This is a genomic window from Kluyvera sichuanensis (assembly GCF_014218705.1).
Lineage (GTDB): Bacteria > Pseudomonadota > Gammaproteobacteria > Enterobacterales > Enterobacteriaceae > Kluyvera > Kluyvera sichuanensis.
In genome coordinates this window covers 348,403-364,965 of the sequence record NZ_JABBJF010000003.1, presented here as the reverse complement: position 1 = coordinate 364,965, position 16,563 = coordinate 348,403, and the positions used below count along the sequence as shown (strand labels likewise).

Sequence of the window (16,563 nt, the reverse complement as noted above, 5' to 3'; positions counted from 1 at the left end):
TTTTTCTCTAGCGCGCGGAGGTGATCCGCCGCAGCGTTGGGAGAGCTGCATCCCAGCAGCCCCGCCAGTTCGAAGTTAGTAGGTGGGAAACCATGTTCACGCTGGTAATCGATCAGGAGATCCAGAACGTGCTGCTGACGCGAAGTTAAATCCATCATGCTGCTTTTTCCTCTTTGCTCACGCAGAGCTCCGGTAAGTTTGCGCGCACAAGCGCCTCGGCGAATGGAGGCGGCACAGCATTACCGCAGCGCGCTACCTGTTTATCTTTGGCGTATTTCTTGCCACGGAAGTCCTGATCGATAACGTAGCCATCGGGGAAGCCCTGAGCCTTGTACAGTTCATGCGGCTGAAGCATGCGCATCCCGATATCCACGATCTGGTATTTCACCCCTTCAATGGTCACCAGCCATTCGTCTGAGCTCTCCCCGCAGTAAGTCTCGAGGAAGGTCCGAACCTCGCCGACGTGCTGCCCGCCAGCGGTGATAGTCGGCATGGGCTCGTCCAGACGCTGCCCATCTCGGCAGGTACCGCGCAGCTTAATAAGATGTGAAGTAACCATTGCGCTATCTGCTTTCGTCGTCAGGGTCTGGATAGGCTCACTAACGTCTCTCGGGCGGCTCTGTCCTGCACGACCGCCAACACCAACAATTTGCGCGCTAACCAGTGCGTGATGGTCTACCGTTGTCACAGAGTGCGCTGGTTCATCTAGGCTGATCCCCGGCCCGGTGTAGTTTCCGCCGTAGTGTTTAGCCAGGAATGCACTTACGGTCGCAAACTTATTGCCACCAGCAACAACGGTGCCCAGAGGGTGATGAAGTTGCAGGACGCGCGGTTCCTGCCCAGGCTGTTCACCGTAGCCCATCTGAATTAACGTCGGCGTTACCAGGCAGGAGCGGGATTGCTTGAGGATGGTATGCGCAGGTTTATCCAGCGGCCGTGGCTTCGCCTGGTATTCACTACCACCATTGCCAGCCAGGAATGGCGTTAATGCAGCTTCAACGACACCGAGCGCATGCCCATTACCGCCAGGGCGTTTCGATGTGCCAGCGGTCACCGTTGGTACTGGTTCGGTAACGGGTTGCCCGGTTGCACCAGTTCGGAATTTCGTCAGGTGTGGAACAGCAACCGCGTAGCCATGGGTTTTTGTGATTGTCTGTAGTGGTTCGGCCAGCGCCTGCCCACGGAAACAGTCGTAACTCGTTTTGGTGCTGGTGTGATTACACTTCACGATAAACGGCGATGCGCTCTCAATAACAAAGCGCTGGATGCCCCGCGCGATGCGCTTAAGCGTATTTTCTGCCAGTGGCTTTTTGCGGTCGAAGATAGACAGCGCCGGGATATTCCAGTCGATACATTCGGCAGCTGTACGCCATGGAGCAAGATTGCCACTTTGCACTTCTAGCGATTTAGGATCCCCATGGGTTACGGCAGGCCATTCAATCGCGTGGCCATCGCAGCGCATAACCATGAAAAAGCGTTTCCGGATAGTAGGTGCGCCGTAGTCACACGCGCGGAGCTCGCGAAAATCAACGGCATACCCAAGCCCGTCGATCAGTTGTCTCGCCTGCATACTTTCGGGCTCAATCCCGAGGAACTCGCAAACCTCATCCAGCGCCGGATGATCCGGCGCAATGCCAGTGGATAACATGCCAACAAAAGCTTTGAAGGTTTCGCCAATACGTGCAGGATCCGGGCGCATTTCATCATCCAGCAGCGGCCCCCACGTTTTAAACTCTTCAACGTTCTCCAGCATCATCACACGAGGACGTTTCGCCAGTGCCCAGCGCAGGACAATCCACGCCAGCCCACGGATTTCCTTCTTCACTGGCTTTGCGCCCTTCGCTTTTGAGAAGTGACGGCAATCAGGGCTAAACCATGCCAGGCCGACAGCGTTACCGCCGGTGGCCGCAACCGGATCAACATCAAACACCGATTCGCAGTAATGAAGCGTGTCCGGGTGGTTTGTTTTGTGCATTGCGATGGCGTTTTCATCGTGGTTAATAGCAATATCCACGCTACGCCCGATCGCCAGTTCAATGCCGGTTGATGCCCCACCGCCACCAGCAAAGTTATCAACGATAATTTCACGCACAGGTCACCCCCAACATGCTCCCGGTCAGGCCGCGCGCGATATCAATAATCTCGCTGGTGGGTGTTCGTTCCAGCCAGAGCTGGTTGATGTGGGCTTTTAGTTTGTTCTGCTGCGACATTTCCAGCGCATCAGCGCCATCTACCTGGTTAAACACAATGCCTACCTCAAGCGGCCAGATGCGTGATTCTGCTCCCGGTAACACCTGCGGCGCCGTGGCTTGTTCTTCCTTCAGCACCGACTGTGCGGCTGTTGGCAGAGCTTTACAGGCGGCAAAGGTGGCCAGCGCCATAGACGCACGCCCTTTTTCTTCCAGCACGGTGCGGCTGATGTAGCTGAAACGCTCACCACGCCATGACTTATCGAATACCGCAATCGCAGCACTAAACCCTGCTGACGATTCGGACGGCTGCCCTTCCTCTGGTCGGTACCACACTGGCAGATCGAAACTGATACGCCCACGGATAAACGCGACATGATCTGCTTCTTCCGGCCACCAGACTTCACCCGTTGCCGCTTTGATTAAAAAGACGTAGCGCCCGCCCTGTTCTCTCATTGCCAATGTGTGTGAAATGATGTGGCGCATGCCGGTGATTGCCTGTTTATCGTTATACTGCGACCGGCTGTATGGCGGGTTGCCATAACCAGCGCCGCCGAGCTCCAGCAAACGGGATGACCAGTCCTGCGTTAAAGCGTTATCTTCAGCGGTGTACCATGCTGGGCACTTCGCGTTATCGTCATCAGCAAACAGGTCGAGAACCAACGGGCCAAACATCGCATTGATGCCCCAGAAAAGCAGATCAGGAGTACGCCACTGATCGCCGACTTCCTTCAACTTGTGCGCGCTTTTGCTGCGCATTTCCGCCAGCGCCTGGCAGTATTGATTTTTAATCATCCTCTGAACCCCGGTGGAATAGTGTCGTTAGGTTGGCTGATGGCGTTTATGTCGCGTTCGCGGGTTTTATCCCAGGTATCACGAGTGGGACGGCCTTTGTTCTCCCAGCGGGTTGCACTGGACAGGTAACCTTCGAACTTCTTCGGCCCGAACAACGTTTCCGGTCGCATGTACTGGTACTGTTCATCGTTCCCGTTCCAGTGCTCATGCTTCAGGTCAACCACCAGCTGCAGGTCGGCAACGCTGTAACCCTCACGCAAACGGGCTCGGATGTTTTCCAGCGAGGTTTTTGATTTCTGGTACCGGGATCCGCTGATCTGGTTCAGGTGAGTTAAAACGACAATCGCCTGGTCAGTAATCACAATTTCAGGGTCTGGTTGCGCCGCAACCGGACAAGGGGTTTTAGTAGTTACTTGTGGTTCTGGTTTTGATTTTACTGACGGATCCCCGCCAGATTCTGACGGGTCAAAACCGCCGTTATTGCCGGATTTCGACGGGTCAGATTTTGAGGCGTCAAATTTTGATGCGTCAGATTTTGACGTGTCAGATTCTGGCAGTTGAGAAAATGCCGCCGTTCGCAGTTTTGCTACATTCAGGCGGTACACGTTCGAGGCATTACGGTTGCCGTTACGGCGCTGGGTACGGGTAAGCCAGCCCTCTTTTTCAAGCTTCGCGATTGCCGTTCTGATTGTGCTCGGTCCAGCGCCAAGCTGGCGAGCAATAGTCTCGATAGACGGCCAGCACACGCCCTCGTCGCTGCTGAAATCAGCCAGGCGAGCCATAATCGCAACACTCGACAACTTCATGCCCGACGCCGCGCAGCCATCCCATACGTAGCCGGTTAATTTAGTGCTCATGATCGTCCGTTATCTCCCTGAACTTTTTGCGAAACAGTTCGAGTGGGCTGAAACACTCGTGTGGGTAGCTGTCGCGTAAGTAGATAACGCGCTGTGTTTCTGGCTCCCAGCGGATAACACGGACTGGCACGCCGCGGTGGTCCCGGTACCGCCGGTTAAGTTCGCCCATAAGCGTTTTGCCCTCCGGTAGTAGACCCCCACAATTGAGACGGCCCGACTGTGGTTACATGGAACCCAGCGGTTTGATACTCTGCGTTCATACCGAAACAACGGAGAACCCGGCACCGGGATCATCCTGAGTTGCGGTAAACGGTTAAAAGCCGTTAAACTGGTCATGCGGATTTTTTCTCCATACACGTAGAGTTATTCGCCAGGACGCCCGGAGCTGCACACTCGCGGGCGTCAACTTCCCCAAATAACATTTCTGTCACTACCATTATTTCTGCCACCAGCGACTGCACCCGGTAGCCTTTTGCCTTCATCTTTTTGTTTTCCTCGTTGTCCAACACACCGTCCGCTGTTGACTCATTGTGGAATTGAGCAAAGCGCCCCAACGCCGCCAGCAGCTCATTAAATTTCGTCAGCAGTTCCTCATTCCCCATCTGCTCAATGTCCGGGAGTTTTACGAAAACGCCGTTAGAGTGGTGCGCAACGGCATTAGCAATGTGGCTTGAACCACCAGCACGCTGTAACACCATCGCCCAGCCAAGCGGGAAAATTTGATCGCCTTCGGTACGCAGGCGGTTAAACAACGAGTTTTCGGTCGTTCCTAACCATTCCGCTGCTTCAACATATCCACCAGGCAGATCGGTAATCGTCTTTTTAAGTGCGGCCACCAGCCAGGCTGGCTGACGTTCGACTTTCCACATAGGTTCGTTACCCACGGCTTACCTCTTATCTCTGTGGTTTTAAATCCGTACCCATACCGCTACAGTTTGCATATCGATGTGGATAAAGAATCTCTAGTTCATTGATTTGGCCTGAAAAGAAGCGAACCAACCGTTCAGCAACATCAAGCGACGCTATTTGCTGACCTCGCTCTATTCGACTTAAATTCCCCGGGTCGATATCAACTTCTTTTGCCACCCGGGAAAGTGTCATCCCTTGCGATTTACGCAAGTTTCGTAATGGTGATTGCATATCTCCTCCTTATAATTGCGCAATACGCATAATAAGGTGAACATACGACTTGCGCAAGTTGCTTTGCACATCACGCAAAAACAACATGTAATAGGCGCATGAACATAGGAAACCGCATAAGAGAACTTCGCACTGCGAAGGGACTAAAAATCGCTGATCTTGCAGAGGCTGTTGGTGTTGACGGCGCAAATATTTCTCGCGTTGAAACTGGCAAGCAGAAGTCATTTACTGAACAATCACTTAGCAAATATGCTGAAGCTTTAGGCGTTAGTGTTGCTGACCTCTTTACTCCTGATGGAAATGGAACTACTGTATATAAAAACAGTGTCCCAACACCACATATTGGAGACGACTCGGTGTTCAGAGTGGAAATTCTTGATGTTAGCGCGAGCGCTGGCGGTGGTTTTATTCAGGGCAGCGACGTTATTGATGTTATCCGCTCCATCGAATACAACAATGAGCGCGCCTTATCTATGTTTGGTGGGCGAACTTCTGACCAAGTTAAGGTAATCAACGTCCGCGGCGATAGCATGGCAGAGACAATCGAGCCCGGCGACCTGATTTTTGTAGATATTTCGGTACATGAATTCGATGGCGATGGTATATATGTCTTTGGTTTTGACGATAAAGTATACGTTAAACGCTTACAGATGATACCTGACCAACTACTGGTTATTTCCGATAACCCCAAGTACAGAGAGTGGGCGGTAGATAAAAGCAATGAACATCGTTTTTATGTTTTCGGCAAAGTAATGATCAGCCAGTCACAGTCATTCAAACGACACGCTTAATCCCCCCCTTAAAAGAAAGCCGCCAATTTGGCGGTTTTTTTTCGCCCTCAAATTTGCATAACTCGCAATTTATTACTTGCGTATAACGCAATTTATCTTTATCGTTATTCTCATCAACAGCGAACAGGCAGGACGCCCACGAAGTAGCCGCCGGTGGCGTATGAATAACCGGATGATTCGCAACTGTGGTTTAGATGCTTAGGAGGCGGTGATGCAGAAGAAAGAGCCAGTCATCTTTGCTGGTGACTTTAACAACGATGAACTTTACCAGTGGCTGTGTAAGAAAGTCGAAGCGATGACTACCCTACGGCAGCTGCATACGGATAAAGCCTCCATTGAGCAGAGGCTTGCTGAATTAACTTCGATGATCACTGAAGTTACCGCTGAATCTCAATTAGAAATTTCTCTGACAAATTGGGATCCCATTCAGCATCAAGGTAGTCAGGGAAGTTAACCGGGTAGTTGGCACGAGCGATTTGGGAAAAATACTCGCCAACACCATCCGGCAGAGTATCAAACTGAAGTTCATCGTGAAGAGCCAGAAGTACATCTGGAAGCGTAAGGCCCCTGATTACCGAAAGTGGCCATTGATATTTGAGCAGAAGTTTATGGTAAAGAGCCTGTTTACCACCTAGCCCATTAAGCTGATTGGCATACTTTTTACGGTGATCATACAGAAGTACGTCAAGGGCACAAATTTGAAGAGCGCGGTTGGTTACGCAAGACACAGCCGTACTATCAACGAAGCCGCTGACTTTAACACCGCGAAGCTCAGCAATATTGGCTTTCACTTGCGTGAATAAATGGGCAATGCCATTAATCATTTTGCTTTCCTTTGGGGTTGTAGGGACTTTGAAGGATACCACCGAGCCTGATGTGGTGAAAAGACAGGCACACAACATGAAAGCGCACTCCTTCTCTACCAGTTGTGGATGACAGGTGTGAAACAAAACGCGGAGTGCGCTTCCAGTTGTGGTAATTGCGGCTATGCGCACGTGACGAGGCCACCAGCTTATTCAACTTAAAAATGAATATGTGTCTTGATTAGTGTACGTCGCCAGTCCTGGCCGGGCTGGCAGGTGGAGGCACCACCGCCACAACATCATGTATGGAGAAAACTTACTGACGGTGGCAGCCGTCACAATGAGGTGACCATGAGTAATGATCGCATGACCGTAGTGCCCGACTTTTTGGGCGAACTGGATGCCGGCGTGTTCGTGAACAAAATCGCAGCGGCACTGAATAACACAGCCCTGGGCGTTCTGAATAATGGCAACAAAGGCAAGGTAACTCTGACCTTTGATTTTGAACGCATGGGCAATTCCGTCGAAGAGAAGCGCGTCAAAATTAAGCACAAGCTTCAGTACGTCACCCCAACGCCACGCGGCAAGGCGACTGAAGAGGACACCACCGAAACCCCTATGTGGGTTAACAAAGGCGGGAAACTCACCATCCTGCAGGAAGACCAGGGGAACCTGTTCACCCTCGGCGGTGATCCAGACGGAAAGCTGCGCGCGGCGAAGTAAGCCGCGATTGATAGACCATCGATTTTGTTTTTCTACACCAACATTTAAGGAATTGTTATGACACAGCTTGATAGCGCCGCGATCCAGGACGTTCAGAAACTGACCCTTTCCTCATTCGCTCTGGAAAAGGTACGCGAAACCGCATGCCCTACAGCCCTGATCCCGAATAACGCTGGCATTGAAAGCCTGGAGCGTTTCGATCTTGAGCGTTTCCGTTTCCGTGGCTCTATGGAAACAACCAGCATTGATGATTTTGTCCGCTACTCCACTGGCTACTCCAGTGATGCAACGCCAGCTCGTTGCTTTATTGATGCCGACAATATGCGCGCTCGCTCTATCTTCAATATCGGCACGCTGGTTAACCCAGGCCATGCCGATAACACCGCATCAATTGGCCTGAAAAAGACGGCACCTTTCCGCGCGCTGCTCGCTATTGACGGTACCCGTTTGAGCCAGAAGCAGATCGCCGAATGGCTGGAGGACTGGAAAGATTACCTGCTGGCATTCGATGCCGACGGTAACTCCATGCAGATCACCCAGGCAGCCCAGGCTGTTCGTCGCGTCACTATCCAGCAGGCGACACAGTCTGACCATGAAGATAGCGATTTCAGCGGCAAAAAATCGCTGATGCAAAGCATTGAGGCCAGCAGCAAAGACGTTATGCCGGTGGCGTTCGAGTTCAAATGCGTGCCCTATGAAGGTCTTGGCGAGCGTGCATTCAGTCTGCGTAATAGCCTGCTCAAAAGTGGTGAGCCGTGTTTCGTTATCCGTATCGTGCAGTTGGAAGCCCAGGAAGAAGCGATCGCCAACGAATTCCGCGATCTGCTGATCAGCAAATTCGACGGCAAGCCAGTAGAAACCTTTATCGGTAAATTCAGCGCGTAATTACCCAGCCTTAATAGCCCCCGGCAGCGGGGGTTATTAGTGAAGCGTAATCCCGTTAATTATCGCCAACCGGCGAGGGATTCGTGCAACCAAAATCCGCGCGGTGCAGCGCGCTAAAATGGAGAAAGAAATGAGCTACATTCAGACATTATCCGGCAAGAAATTTAACTACCTGACCGCGACTGTGGACGATATTGATATTGAAGATATCGCGACCGCCCTCTCCCACATCTGCCGCTTTGCCGGGCACCTACCGGAGTTCTACAGCGTGGCGCAGCACTCAGTACTGGTAAGCCAGCTTGTTCCACCTGAGTTCGCCTTTGAAGCGCTGATGCATGATGCCGCAGAAGCTTATTGCCAGGACATCCCAGCCCCACTGAAAGCGCTGCTGCCCGATTACCGCCGTATCGAGACTTATGTTGATGGCCTTATCCGATTCAAATTCGATATTCCGCTGGAGCACGCCGCAGTCGTCAAATATGCAGATCTAACAATGCTGGCCACTGAGCGCCGTGATCTGGAAATCGACGACGGATCGAAGTGGGATTGTCTGGAGGGGATTCCATGCTCGGACCTCATTCAAGTTATTCCTCTCCGCCCTGGGCAAGCATTCGGCCTCTTCATTAATCGCTTTAACGAACTGATGGAGATCCGCAAATGTGCCGCTTGAAAGTGAAAGAGCTTATTGCAAAAGCGCACGCGACCGTCGGTGACCTACCACCAGCGCAGCGCCAAATAATGACTGAGGTCATTACCCGGCTGGATACCGTATACGTCGCCCTTACTGAATCCATCGAGCTTCGGGCGGCGGTGGTAGCGGAAAACGCACAAATGTTGCGCCTGTTGACAGACATTAGCGAAAACCACGAAGAGTACGTGAACGCAGACGAATACCTGTATGCCGGTGTTCCGATGGATTACGTTTCTGAAATCAACGCATACATATCTCGCGATGTTGAAGCTGAGAATCCATTCAAGGCAACAGACACGTATCTGGCTGACGTCCGAGCGAAAGGAGCCGAGCAGGCTGGCGAATACCTTAAACAATACGCCCAAGGGTTGCATGAAGATGCGCGCTTGGTCTTGCAGGATGCCGGTGAGCTCTGCAATGGATTCGCCTCACAGCTACGCCAAGGAGTCGCTCATGAGTAACCGCACCGATAAAAACGAAATCATTGTCGCACCAATTGATGATCCTCGGTTAAAGCCCGGAATGAATCGCATGCGAAATGGTAGCACCCAGGAATTTGGTGATGACTGGCATCATCCTGAAATTAAACTCACGCCCCCAGAGAAACACCTGTATGCGCTTGAGGTAAATGGCGTTTGGATGTGGATAAACGGCTGTGCCCATTGCAATAAGAACGGCGACAAAATGCCATACGTTGTCTGCGAAGAGCACGATCGTTGCCAGTGTTGTGGGCTCACCCGCAAAGAAGCTACGCCAATACCTCCGCGCAATGAGCATGACAACGGCGGCGGCATGTGGGGTTCTTGTGATGAAAATGGCGTGTGGGGGTGGACTTGTCATCCATGCAGGGAAGCCGAAGAAGCAAAAATCCGCTCTGATGCATTAGCCAGGATTGAAGAAAATGCAGATTACAACGAGTGGGATTATTTCAATGAAGATCAGGCTAAATGCCCTTGGTGCAACGCTAACGTCAGCACCGAGGAAAGTTATGAGGCCGACGAGGACGAAATGACCTGCAGTGAATGCGGGCACTCATTCACCCTGACGGCTGAACACAGCGTGTCGTGGACGACTAGACGCAAGGAATCTGCACAATGAGCAAATCACTTAATGCACGCTGCATCCGTCGTTGGACTGTCGAATTTAAAGGCCGCTGTGACTCGAAATACAGTCCGTACTGGCATAAGCGCGACTTGCGCGGCTACATCCGTGAGTGTGCCTTAACGACCGCTCATTGCATGGTTGAGCGTATGGCAGAGGATAACGCCAGATTTGACTATGACGGCACAACGATTGGTTGGTCGCCAGAGTTTTCAGCTTGGTACAACGAACGTCGGGAAAAGTATCTCAAAGAGGCGCGCGACTATCTCAACGAAGACGCCACCAACGACGAAATCGACGAAGAGATCCAGAACGAACTGGAGGCGTGGAATGACTGATATCACCGCACTGGCGCAGACTGAAATTAATGATGCGCTGGCTCAGTTGAAACAACTCAGCGAATACCCAACTCCGTCCACTCAATACGCCCGAGTGCTGCGTAAATACATTACCTCACTGGTAGAGGCGCTGGAGAAGGCACTGGCAGGTGAGCGTCGCTGGCATCGAGTGGCGTCTCGGGTACACGAACAGGCATGCGATAGTGATGTGAAAATTGATGAGCTTGAAAAAAATGTTGCTGAACTGAATTCCGCCCGCCAGCGCATCACCGAGCTTGAAAAAAGCCACGCTCAGGTAATCCAGTCACGCGATCATTACAAGCGCATGACCGAGGAAGGGTTAAAGCAGCTGGCGGAGTCCCGTACCGTGACGCTGCCAAAACGCTATTCCTGCGAAGGGTATCACATCGACGAAGCATACCTTCAGGAAGACCCGGAAGGTGACTGCTACGACCGGGACGAAGTGCTGGAAGCGCTGGCCGCCGCTGGCATTCAGGTTATCGAAGGAGAGCAAAAGAATGGCTAAATCAACAGACGTACATGACCTGTTAACTGCTTACCAGCAACAGGCTCGAAAAATACCAGCGAAGGGTGTTTACGCTTCAAGACACCGCCAGGTTGAGGTTAATGCGGCTCACGTTCGCAAGATAATGCGCAAGCGTCGGCGCTCAGCAGGCAAGTCAAATAAGCTCGGCTATCGATTTACTGCGGAAATGCGAGTCGCACTGATTTGCGATATGAACTTTTGGGCGCTGGTATGTCGCTCTAACCGCCAGAACTCCAATTTGACTAATGGAATCGTCGTCGCTGCGGGAATTCCGGTTATCGAAGGAGAAGGACAATGAGCATGTCGAATGTAACTAAAATGACGTGCGTTCACTCGGAGAACCCTGAGAGGTTCACTGCTGGCGCTGAATATGACTCTGAGCCTAGAGGGGAAGATACCTGCATCTGCGGAGATAATCTCGTGTCCGACCTGAACCCAGAGGATTGGTATGAAATGAGTCAACGGGCGGATGGTTTATGGTTTCTTACTGGCTATCAGCAGTCAGTGTTATTTCAGGAGCGTGCAGCATGACAATCAACTTAACAGACCCAGCTAACCACCCGGCACACGGACCGCTTACTGTTGAGCGAATCACCCGCCTCATTGCAGAACTGCGTCGTTCCCTTCAGTACCAGAACGGCGGTGATATGGCATACGTCATCGCGGATGCGATTAAAGGTCTGGAAGAGCTGCTTGTGATTCGCAAAGCAGAGTCCGCACCAACAGCACCAGAGCAGGAGAATATTTAACGTGAACCATTTAATGATCGACCTTGAAACCATGGGCAATAAACCAAATGCGCCCATTGTCTCCATCGGTGCTGTGTTCTTTGACCCATCAACTGGTGAATTGGGTGCAGATTTTTACCGGGTTGTTAGCCTAAAAAGTGCAGTTAATGGCGGTGCTGTTCCTGATGCAGATACCATCATGTGGTGGATGCAGCAAAGCGAGGAAGCCAGAGCGGCTATCTGCGATAAGGACGCTATAACCATTTCAGCTGCACTGATTAAGCTGAATACCTTTATTCGCGACAATGCCGACTCTGGCAAAGTTCAGGTATGGGGAAATGGAGCCACCTTCGATAACGTAATTCTACGGGCCACCTATGACCGCGAATTTATTCCATGTGCCTGGCATTTTGCGAATGACCGTGACGTTAGAACCATCGTCGAACTTGGCAGACAGATAGGGATAAACCCACGCCGGGACATACCGTTTGAAGGCGACATGCATAATGCGCTGGCGGATGCAAAGCACCAAGCTAAGTACGTGTCAGCTATCTGGCAGCGAATTATTCCTAACTCGCAGAATGATTATTAATAGAGGCCTTTGGCCGTTGGGGGTGGCTTATGGCCGATATCGAAATGATTAACGAAAAAGAAGTAATGCAGATGATGCATGTGTCGTCACGCATGACCATCTGGAAATATACCGAAAATCATAATTTCCCAAAACCTATCCGTACCCACCCAAAACAGTACCTTCGTTCTGCGGTGGAGACGTGGATATTAAATGGAGGCGTCAACCAGAGACCTTCTTGACATGCCAGTATATCTTCTCGGCATACAACTCATAAGCGGCTTTCTGCTCAGCAATCCAATCATGTTTGTTGTAAACAGAAAGCACCCCGCCAAGCTCATGCCCCAGCATTTTTTCAATCACATGCGGGGCAACACCCTCCTCAGATAACCTGGTCGCCAGTGTTCTTCTAAAATCATGCGCAGTAAACTCCCCAATACCTAAAGACAGTTGAATCCTTTTCAGGTAGCGATTAGCTCCAGCAATCGTCATCGATGTTTTCAGATCAGGGCCAGGAAAAAGAATATTACCGTATGTCATTTCTGCTTTTTTCAGTAATTCATCTGCTGCAGCAAAAATAGGCCGCCGAATAATCCTGTTCGTTTTGCTTTTTTCAGCTGGCACGATCCATACGCCCTCTTCCCGGTCAAATTCATCCTTAACTGACAGGCGCATTTCGCTATTTCTCGCACCATATAGCATCAGCAACTGGTGAAGTAATCTGTTTGACGTGGAGCCACGGCTTCGATCAATAGCCAACCATATTTTTGCTAGCTGATTGTAGCTGAGAGTGACCTCCCCAACCGATGGCTTTGTGCCGATATCTTTAGGTAGCAACTGGAGGATGGCGGCATTCCCAACAAATTGCCGTCTGAAGCACCAGCTAATAGCTGAGCGTAACTGAATAAGAAGTTGTCGCGCACGACGAGGATTAATTCGCTCTTCTTCGGTAAATCTCTCAACCCAAAGACGAATAGGAATCTCCTCCACAGGCATCCCCGGAAAAGCATCCGTCATTTGTTTTATTACGGTCGACTTATAAAGCGCCTGCGTTTTTTCCCGGAGTGCAACATCAACGTAGTTTTCTTGCCAGTAGTTCAGGCAATCTTTTACAGTGGGCTTCTGGTTTACTTTTTCTTTTCCAGCAAGCATCCTCGGATCCAATCCCTTATCGACGGATTCCCTTAAATCTGCAACCATGTTACGAGCATCACGGAGAGTCAGTGCCGGGTATCGACCCAGACCTAAGCGGTGCTGTTTTCCATCACGCCGAAACCTGAACTGAAAACTGATAATGCCACGTGGTGTGATGCGAATCCCGAGGCCGTCAGAATCAGTAATTTCAGAAGGGCCGGAATATGGTTTACCATAGATGGAGCGTAGCTTTGTGTCACTGATCGCCATATTAGTTTTCTGTACTCGAAAAATGCTTGGTTATGTACTTAATGTGTACTTAATATCGCATGTACTAACACAAACAACAATATCATCAAGTGTACAAACAATAGCAATCACTGACAAAAATACAGTTTTTAAATCGATAAATCAGATACATATGACATCAGGCGTGTACATCAGGTGACAGTTAAAAACGATAATATACAGAGAACCTTCCTCTTTCACGACTACGAAACTTTCGGAACCAGCCCTTCCCTCGATCGCCCCGCGCAATTCGCCGCCATTCGTACCGATAAGGATTTCACGATAATCGGTGAGCCAGAGGTTTTTTACTGCAAGCCCGCGGAGGATTATCTGCCGCAGCCTGAAGCGGTGTTAATTACCGGCATTACGCCACAGGAGGCGCGGGCCAAGGGTGATAATGAAGCGGCGTTTGCTAAGCGTATCCACGATATCTTCACCGTGCCGGACACCTGCGTGGTGGGCTATAACAACGTGCGCTTCGACGATGAAGTGACGCGTAATATCTTCTATCGCAACTTCTACGACCCGTACGCCTGGAGCTGGCAGAACCGCAACTCGCGTTGGGATCTGCTGGACGTGATGCGCGCCTGCTACGCCCTGCGCCCGGAAGGCATCAACTGGCCGGAGAACGACGACGGCCTGCCAAGCTTCCGTCTTGAGCATTTAACCAAAGCTAACGGCATTGAACACAGCAACGCCCACGATGCGATGGCCGACGTTTACGCGACTATCGCGATGGCGAAACTGGTAAAAACGCAGCAGCCGAAGCTGTTTGATTATCTCTACGCCTATCGCGGCAAAAACAAGCTGATGACGCTGATTGACGTGCCGCAGATGAAGCCGCTGGTGCACGTCTCCGGCATGTTCGGCGCCTGGCGCGGCAACACCAGTTGGGTAGCACCGTTGGCGTGGCATCCGGATAACCGCAACGCGGTGATCATGGTGGATCTTGCCGGCGATATCAGTCCGCTGCTGGATCTGGACGCCGATACGCTGCGCGATCGCCTCTATACCGCCAAAGCCAGTCTTGGCGATAATTCCCCGATCCCTATCAAGCTGGTGCACCTGAACAAATGCCCGGTGCTGGCGCAGGCCAACACCCTGCGTCCGGAAGATGCCGACCGTCTGGGAATCAACCGCCAGCACTGTCTGGATAATCTGAAAAAGCTGCGTGAGAATCCGCAGGTTCGCGAGAAAGCGGTAGCCATTTTTGCCGAAGCCGAGCCGTTTGTGCCGTCGGAAAACGTCGATGCTCAGCTCTATAACGGCTTCTTCAGCGATGCCGACAGAACGGCGATGAAAATCGTACTCGAGACCGAGCCACGTAATCTTCCGGCGCTGGATATCACCTTCGCCGATAAGCGTATTGAGAAACTGCTGTTTAACTACCGGGCGCGCAATTTCCCCGGCACGCTGGATGAAAGTGAGCAGCAGCGCTGGTTAGAGCACCGTCGGCAGATCTTTACGCCAGAGTTTTTACAGGCCTACGCGCAGGAGCTCGAAATGCTCTACGGGCAGTATGAAGGGAATGCGGAAAAGCTGTCGCTGCTGAAAGCGCTGTATCAGTACGCGCAGGAGATTGTATAACCATTGTCGCCCGGCCGAGCAAAGCGACGCCGGGGTTTTCGTATTCAGAACCCCGCGTCGTTTCGCCTAACCGGACGTCATACTTACTTCTGTACCGTGATGGTCCAGGCCGCATCGCCGGACTGCTGGTAATCCGTGACCGTATAGCCCTCTTCTGCCGCCCACTGTGGAATCGCTTCCGTCGCCTGGGTACAGTCAAACTCAATCACCAGTTGGTCGCCGTTGGCCAGTTCAGCCATCGCCGCTTTGGCTTCAATTAATGGGAACGGGCACACCTGGGTAACCACATCCAGTTTCTTCACAACCATCTTTAACTCCTTATGCCGTCGCGGTTTTCAGTTTGGCTTTCCGCTGCGGGCGAACATACAACACCCAGGACGCGCACCACACGCCAAGGATCATAAATACCAGGCCAATCCAGCCCTGCCAGGTCATCATCGCGGTCATGACCAGACCATTACCAATCGAGCAACCACCGGCAATGCTGGCGCCGAAGCCCATCAGCACGCCGCCACCGGCGCTGCGCAGCGTGGTACTCGCATCAGCGGCACGCACACGGAACTCGCGGCTGGCTTTCGCAGCAATAAAAGACCCGATGAAAATACCCAGTACCAGGAACACGCCCCAGTTCAGGTACTTGCTGTCGCCGCCGACCAGGAACTGCAGAATATTGGCGGTAGGCGATGTGATACCCAGACCGAACATACGGCCGGTCGCTTCACTCATCGGCCACGCCAGCAGCGCAATCAGACCAATCAGCACCGCGGTGAAAAAGGGATGCCAGCGCTTTTCAAACAACAAATGCGCCAGACCACTGCGACGCGGCGGCAATGAAGCCACCTTCAGCTTTGGTTTACGCAATTCTTTGCGCACAAACCACAGCGTCACCAGCACCAGCAGCGCGATAATAGGCCAGACGGAGATATTGAGGGTTTCTGCAATACCGTTGTGCGCCGTGGTATGTTCGCCGAGGAATTTATTCAGGCCAGCGGCATGTGGAGAACGCATCACCGCGCTCATCACCATGTAGGTCACCAGCGCAATCCAGCTGCCGATAAGCCCTTCCCCAGCGCGATACCACGTCCCGGTAGCGCAGCCACCGGCATAGACAATACCGATACCAAAGACAAAGCCGCCGACAACGGTGCCCAGCCACGGAAACGCGCCTGCATCGTACTGCACCAGACCGAGCTGGATCAGCGCAAAAACACCTACGCTTTGAATGCAGATAGCAATCAACAGCGCGTAGAACATGCGGTTATTTTTAGTGATATACATATCGCGGAAGCCGCCCGTCAGGCAGAAGCGACCGCGCTGCATGACGAACCCCAGCAGTGCGCCGCAGACTATTCCGCTTATTATCATGTGCAACATAAGAATTAATTAACCCAATAT

The 16,563-nt window shown here is 51.8% G+C and carries 23 protein-coding genes and 1 pseudogene; 13 read left to right on the top strand and 11 right to left on the bottom strand.

The window, feature by feature from the left end:
* The 7 genes from HII27_RS06000 to HII27_RS05970 all read right to left on the bottom strand — a co-directional run.
* Positions 1-158, bottom strand: a 158-nt coding sequence (locus tag HII27_RS06000) for a LexA family protein (protein ID WP_455583644.1), incomplete at its 3' end; no start/stop codon positions are given.
* Positions 155-2,092, bottom strand: coding sequence for a DNA cytosine methyltransferase (locus tag HII27_RS05995; protein ID WP_185667032.1), 1,938 nt, complete (start codon positions 2,090-2,092; stop codon positions 155-157). The genes HII27_RS05995 and HII27_RS06000, both read right to left, overlap by 4 nt.
* Entirely contained in the window at positions 2,085-2,984 is a 900-nt protein-coding gene (locus HII27_RS05990) for a phage N-6-adenine-methyltransferase (protein ID WP_185667031.1), read from the bottom strand. Before HII27_RS05990 ends, HII27_RS05995 begins: the two co-directional genes overlap by 8 nt.
* Positions 2,981-3,841, bottom strand: coding sequence for a conserved phage C-terminal domain-containing protein (locus HII27_RS05985; protein WP_185667030.1), 861 nt, complete (start codon positions 3,839-3,841; stop codon positions 2,981-2,983). Before HII27_RS05985 ends, HII27_RS05990 begins: the two co-directional genes overlap by 4 nt.
* The gene (locus HII27_RS05980; RefSeq protein ID WP_072277046.1) at positions 3,831-4,010 is read right to left on the bottom strand and encodes a DUF4222 domain-containing protein; all 180 of its coding nucleotides are present in this window, start codon (positions 4,008-4,010) and stop codon (positions 3,831-3,833) included. Before HII27_RS05980 ends, HII27_RS05985 begins: the two co-directional genes overlap by 11 nt.
* A gap of 163 nt (positions 4,011-4,173) precedes the next feature.
* A complete protein-coding gene (locus tag HII27_RS05975; RefSeq protein ID WP_185667029.1) occupies positions 4,174-4,725 on the bottom strand; it encodes a YmfL family putative regulatory protein in 552 nt (183 codons plus the stop codon).
* Between the two features lie 10 nt (positions 4,726-4,735).
* Positions 4,736-4,981: a helix-turn-helix domain-containing protein gene (locus HII27_RS05970; RefSeq protein WP_185667028.1), complete on the bottom strand. Its 246-nt coding sequence runs from the start codon at positions 4,979-4,981 to the stop codon at positions 4,736-4,738.
* Between the two features lie 98 nt (positions 4,982-5,079).
* On the opposite strand from HII27_RS05970, the gene HII27_RS05965 reads away from it, so the two are divergent.
* Positions 5,080-5,772: an XRE family transcriptional regulator gene (locus tag HII27_RS05965; protein ID WP_185667027.1), complete on the top strand. Its 693-nt coding sequence runs from the start codon at positions 5,080-5,082 to the stop codon at positions 5,770-5,772.
* A 377-nt stretch (positions 5,773-6,149) separates the two neighbouring features.
* Here the strand turns inward: HII27_RS05965 and HII27_RS05960 are convergent, their stop codons facing one another.
* A complete protein-coding gene (locus HII27_RS05960; protein ID WP_185667026.1) occupies positions 6,150-6,596 on the bottom strand; it encodes an ECs1072 family phage-associated protein in 447 nt (148 codons plus the stop codon).
* A 330-nt stretch (positions 6,597-6,926) separates the two neighbouring features.
* Here HII27_RS05960 and HII27_RS05955 point away from each other — a divergent pair, with 330 nt between their 5' ends.
* From HII27_RS05955 to HII27_RS05905, 11 genes and pseudogenes are all read left to right on the top strand, one after another.
* Entirely contained in the window at positions 6,927-7,298 is a 372-nt protein-coding gene (locus tag HII27_RS05955; protein WP_185667025.1) for a hypothetical protein, read from the top strand.
* Between the two features lie 57 nt (positions 7,299-7,355).
* On the top strand, positions 7,356-8,183 hold the full coding sequence (locus HII27_RS05950) for a YfdQ family protein (RefSeq protein WP_185667024.1): 828 nt from the start codon (positions 7,356-7,358) through the stop codon (positions 8,181-8,183).
* A 130-nt stretch (positions 8,184-8,313) separates the two neighbouring features.
* Complete coding sequence (locus HII27_RS05945) at positions 8,314-8,853, top strand: HD family hydrolase (RefSeq protein WP_185667023.1); 540 nt, start codon at positions 8,314-8,316, stop codon at positions 8,851-8,853.
* Complete coding sequence (locus HII27_RS05940) at positions 8,841-9,335, top strand: hypothetical protein (RefSeq protein WP_185667051.1); 495 nt, start codon at positions 8,841-8,843, stop codon at positions 9,333-9,335. The genes HII27_RS05945 and HII27_RS05940 overlap by 13 nt, the downstream gene beginning before the upstream one ends.
* A complete protein-coding gene (locus tag HII27_RS05935) occupies positions 9,328-9,972 on the top strand; it encodes a hypothetical protein (protein WP_185667022.1) in 645 nt (214 codons plus the stop codon). Before HII27_RS05940 ends, HII27_RS05935 begins: the two co-directional genes overlap by 8 nt.
* Complete coding sequence (locus tag HII27_RS05930; RefSeq protein WP_061279092.1) at positions 9,969-10,313, top strand: hypothetical protein; 345 nt, start codon at positions 9,969-9,971, stop codon at positions 10,311-10,313. Before HII27_RS05935 ends, HII27_RS05930 begins: the two co-directional genes overlap by 4 nt.
* Before the next feature lie 121 nt (positions 10,314-10,434).
* A pseudogene (locus HII27_RS05925) lies at positions 10,435-10,542 on the top strand (ead/Ea22-like family protein); the annotation flags it as partial.
* Between the two features lie 289 nt (positions 10,543-10,831).
* Entirely contained in the window at positions 10,832-11,158 is a 327-nt protein-coding gene (locus HII27_RS05920; RefSeq protein ID WP_061279094.1) for a hypothetical protein, read from the top strand.
* Positions 11,159-11,387: 229 nt separating this feature from the next.
* Positions 11,388-11,609, top strand: coding sequence for a hypothetical protein (locus HII27_RS05915; protein ID WP_185667021.1), 222 nt, complete (start codon positions 11,388-11,390; stop codon positions 11,607-11,609).
* Between the two features lies 1 nt (position 11,610).
* On the top strand, positions 11,611-12,180 hold the full coding sequence (locus HII27_RS05910) for a 3'-5' exonuclease (protein WP_185667020.1): 570 nt from the start codon (positions 11,611-11,613) through the stop codon (positions 12,178-12,180).
* 29 nt (positions 12,181-12,209) lie between these two features.
* Positions 12,210-12,401 carry a helix-turn-helix transcriptional regulator gene (locus HII27_RS05905; protein ID WP_185667019.1) on the top strand — a complete coding sequence of 64 codons (192 nt, stop codon included), beginning with the start codon at positions 12,210-12,212 and terminating at the stop codon, positions 12,399-12,401.
* Here HII27_RS05905 and HII27_RS05900 read toward each other — a convergent pair.
* A complete protein-coding gene (locus HII27_RS05900) occupies positions 12,382-13,563 on the bottom strand; it encodes a tyrosine-type recombinase/integrase (protein ID WP_185667018.1) in 1,182 nt (393 codons plus the stop codon). The two genes, HII27_RS05905 and HII27_RS05900, sit on opposite strands and share 20 nt — an antisense overlap.
* 195 nt (positions 13,564-13,758) lie before the next feature.
* Here HII27_RS05900 and sbcB point away from each other — a divergent pair, with 195 nt between their 5' ends.
* Entirely contained in the window at positions 13,759-15,168 is a 1,410-nt protein-coding gene (sbcB, locus tag HII27_RS05895) for an exodeoxyribonuclease I (RefSeq protein ID WP_396401349.1), read from the top strand.
* Between the two features lie 83 nt (positions 15,169-15,251).
* Here sbcB and tsuB read toward each other — a convergent pair whose 3' ends face one another.
* Both tsuB and tsuA read right to left on the bottom strand, forming a co-directional pair.
* Positions 15,252-15,476 carry a thiosulfate utilization sulfurtransferase TsuB/YeeD gene (gene tsuB, locus HII27_RS05890; protein ID WP_035894857.1) on the bottom strand — a complete coding sequence of 75 codons (225 nt, stop codon included), beginning with the start codon at positions 15,474-15,476 and terminating at the stop codon, positions 15,252-15,254.
* Positions 15,477-15,486: 10 nt separating this feature from the next.
* Positions 15,487-16,542 (bottom strand): thiosulfate utilization transporter TsuA/YeeE, encoded by a 1,056-nt coding sequence (tsuA, locus tag HII27_RS05885; protein ID WP_185667016.1) that lies wholly within the window; start codon positions 16,540-16,542, stop codon positions 15,487-15,489.
* Positions 16,543-16,563: the final 21 nt, after the last annotated feature.

Bases quoted from the DNA above. Each gene is read 5' to 3' on its own strand.
- HII27_RS05980 (WP_072277046.1), bottom strand. From the start codon at position 4,010: ATGGGCGAACTTAACCGGCGGTACCGGGACCACCGCGGCGTGCCAGTC.
- HII27_RS05930 (WP_061279092.1), top strand. From the start codon at position 9,969: ATGAGCAAATCACTTAATGCACGCTGCATCCGTCGTTGGACTGTCGAA.
- HII27_RS05990 (WP_185667031.1), bottom strand. From the start codon at position 2,984: ATGATTAAAAATCAATACTGCCAGGCGCTGGCGGAAATGCGCAGCAAA.
- HII27_RS05940 (WP_185667051.1), top strand. From the start codon at position 8,841: ATGTGCCGCTTGAAAGTGAAAGAGCTTATTGCAAAAGCGCACGCGACC.
- HII27_RS05965 (WP_185667027.1), top strand. From the start codon at position 5,080: ATGAACATAGGAAACCGCATAAGAGAACTTCGCACTGCGAAGGGACTA.
- HII27_RS05905 (WP_185667019.1), top strand. From the start codon at position 12,210: ATGGCCGATATCGAAATGATTAACGAAAAAGAAGTAATGCAGATGATG.
- HII27_RS05985 (WP_185667030.1), bottom strand. From the start codon at position 3,841: ATGAGCACTAAATTAACCGGCTACGTATGGGATGGCTGCGCGGCGTCG.
- tsuB (WP_035894857.1), bottom strand. From the start codon at position 15,476: ATGGTTGTGAAGAAACTGGATGTGGTTACCCAGGTGTGCCCGTTCCCA.
- HII27_RS05960 (WP_185667026.1), bottom strand. From the start codon at position 6,596: ATGATTAATGGCATTGCCCATTTATTCACGCAAGTGAAAGCCAATATT.
- HII27_RS05950 (WP_185667024.1), top strand. From the start codon at position 7,356: ATGACACAGCTTGATAGCGCCGCGATCCAGGACGTTCAGAAACTGACC.
- tsuA (WP_185667016.1), bottom strand. From the start codon at position 16,542: ATGTTGCACATGATAATAAGCGGAATAGTCTGCGGCGCACTGCTGGGG.
- HII27_RS05920 (WP_061279094.1), top strand. From the start codon at position 10,832: ATGGCTAAATCAACAGACGTACATGACCTGTTAACTGCTTACCAGCAA.
- HII27_RS05945 (WP_185667023.1), top strand. From the start codon at position 8,314: ATGAGCTACATTCAGACATTATCCGGCAAGAAATTTAACTACCTGACC.
- HII27_RS05970 (WP_185667028.1), bottom strand. From the start codon at position 4,981: ATGCAATCACCATTACGAAACTTGCGTAAATCGCAAGGGATGACACTT.
- HII27_RS05900 (WP_185667018.1), bottom strand. From the start codon at position 13,563: ATGGCGATCAGTGACACAAAGCTACGCTCCATCTATGGTAAACCATAT.
- HII27_RS05955 (WP_185667025.1), top strand. From the start codon at position 6,927: ATGAGTAATGATCGCATGACCGTAGTGCCCGACTTTTTGGGCGAACTG.
- HII27_RS05915 (WP_185667021.1), top strand. From the start codon at position 11,388: ATGACAATCAACTTAACAGACCCAGCTAACCACCCGGCACACGGACCG.
- HII27_RS05935 (WP_185667022.1), top strand. From the start codon at position 9,328: ATGAGTAACCGCACCGATAAAAACGAAATCATTGTCGCACCAATTGAT.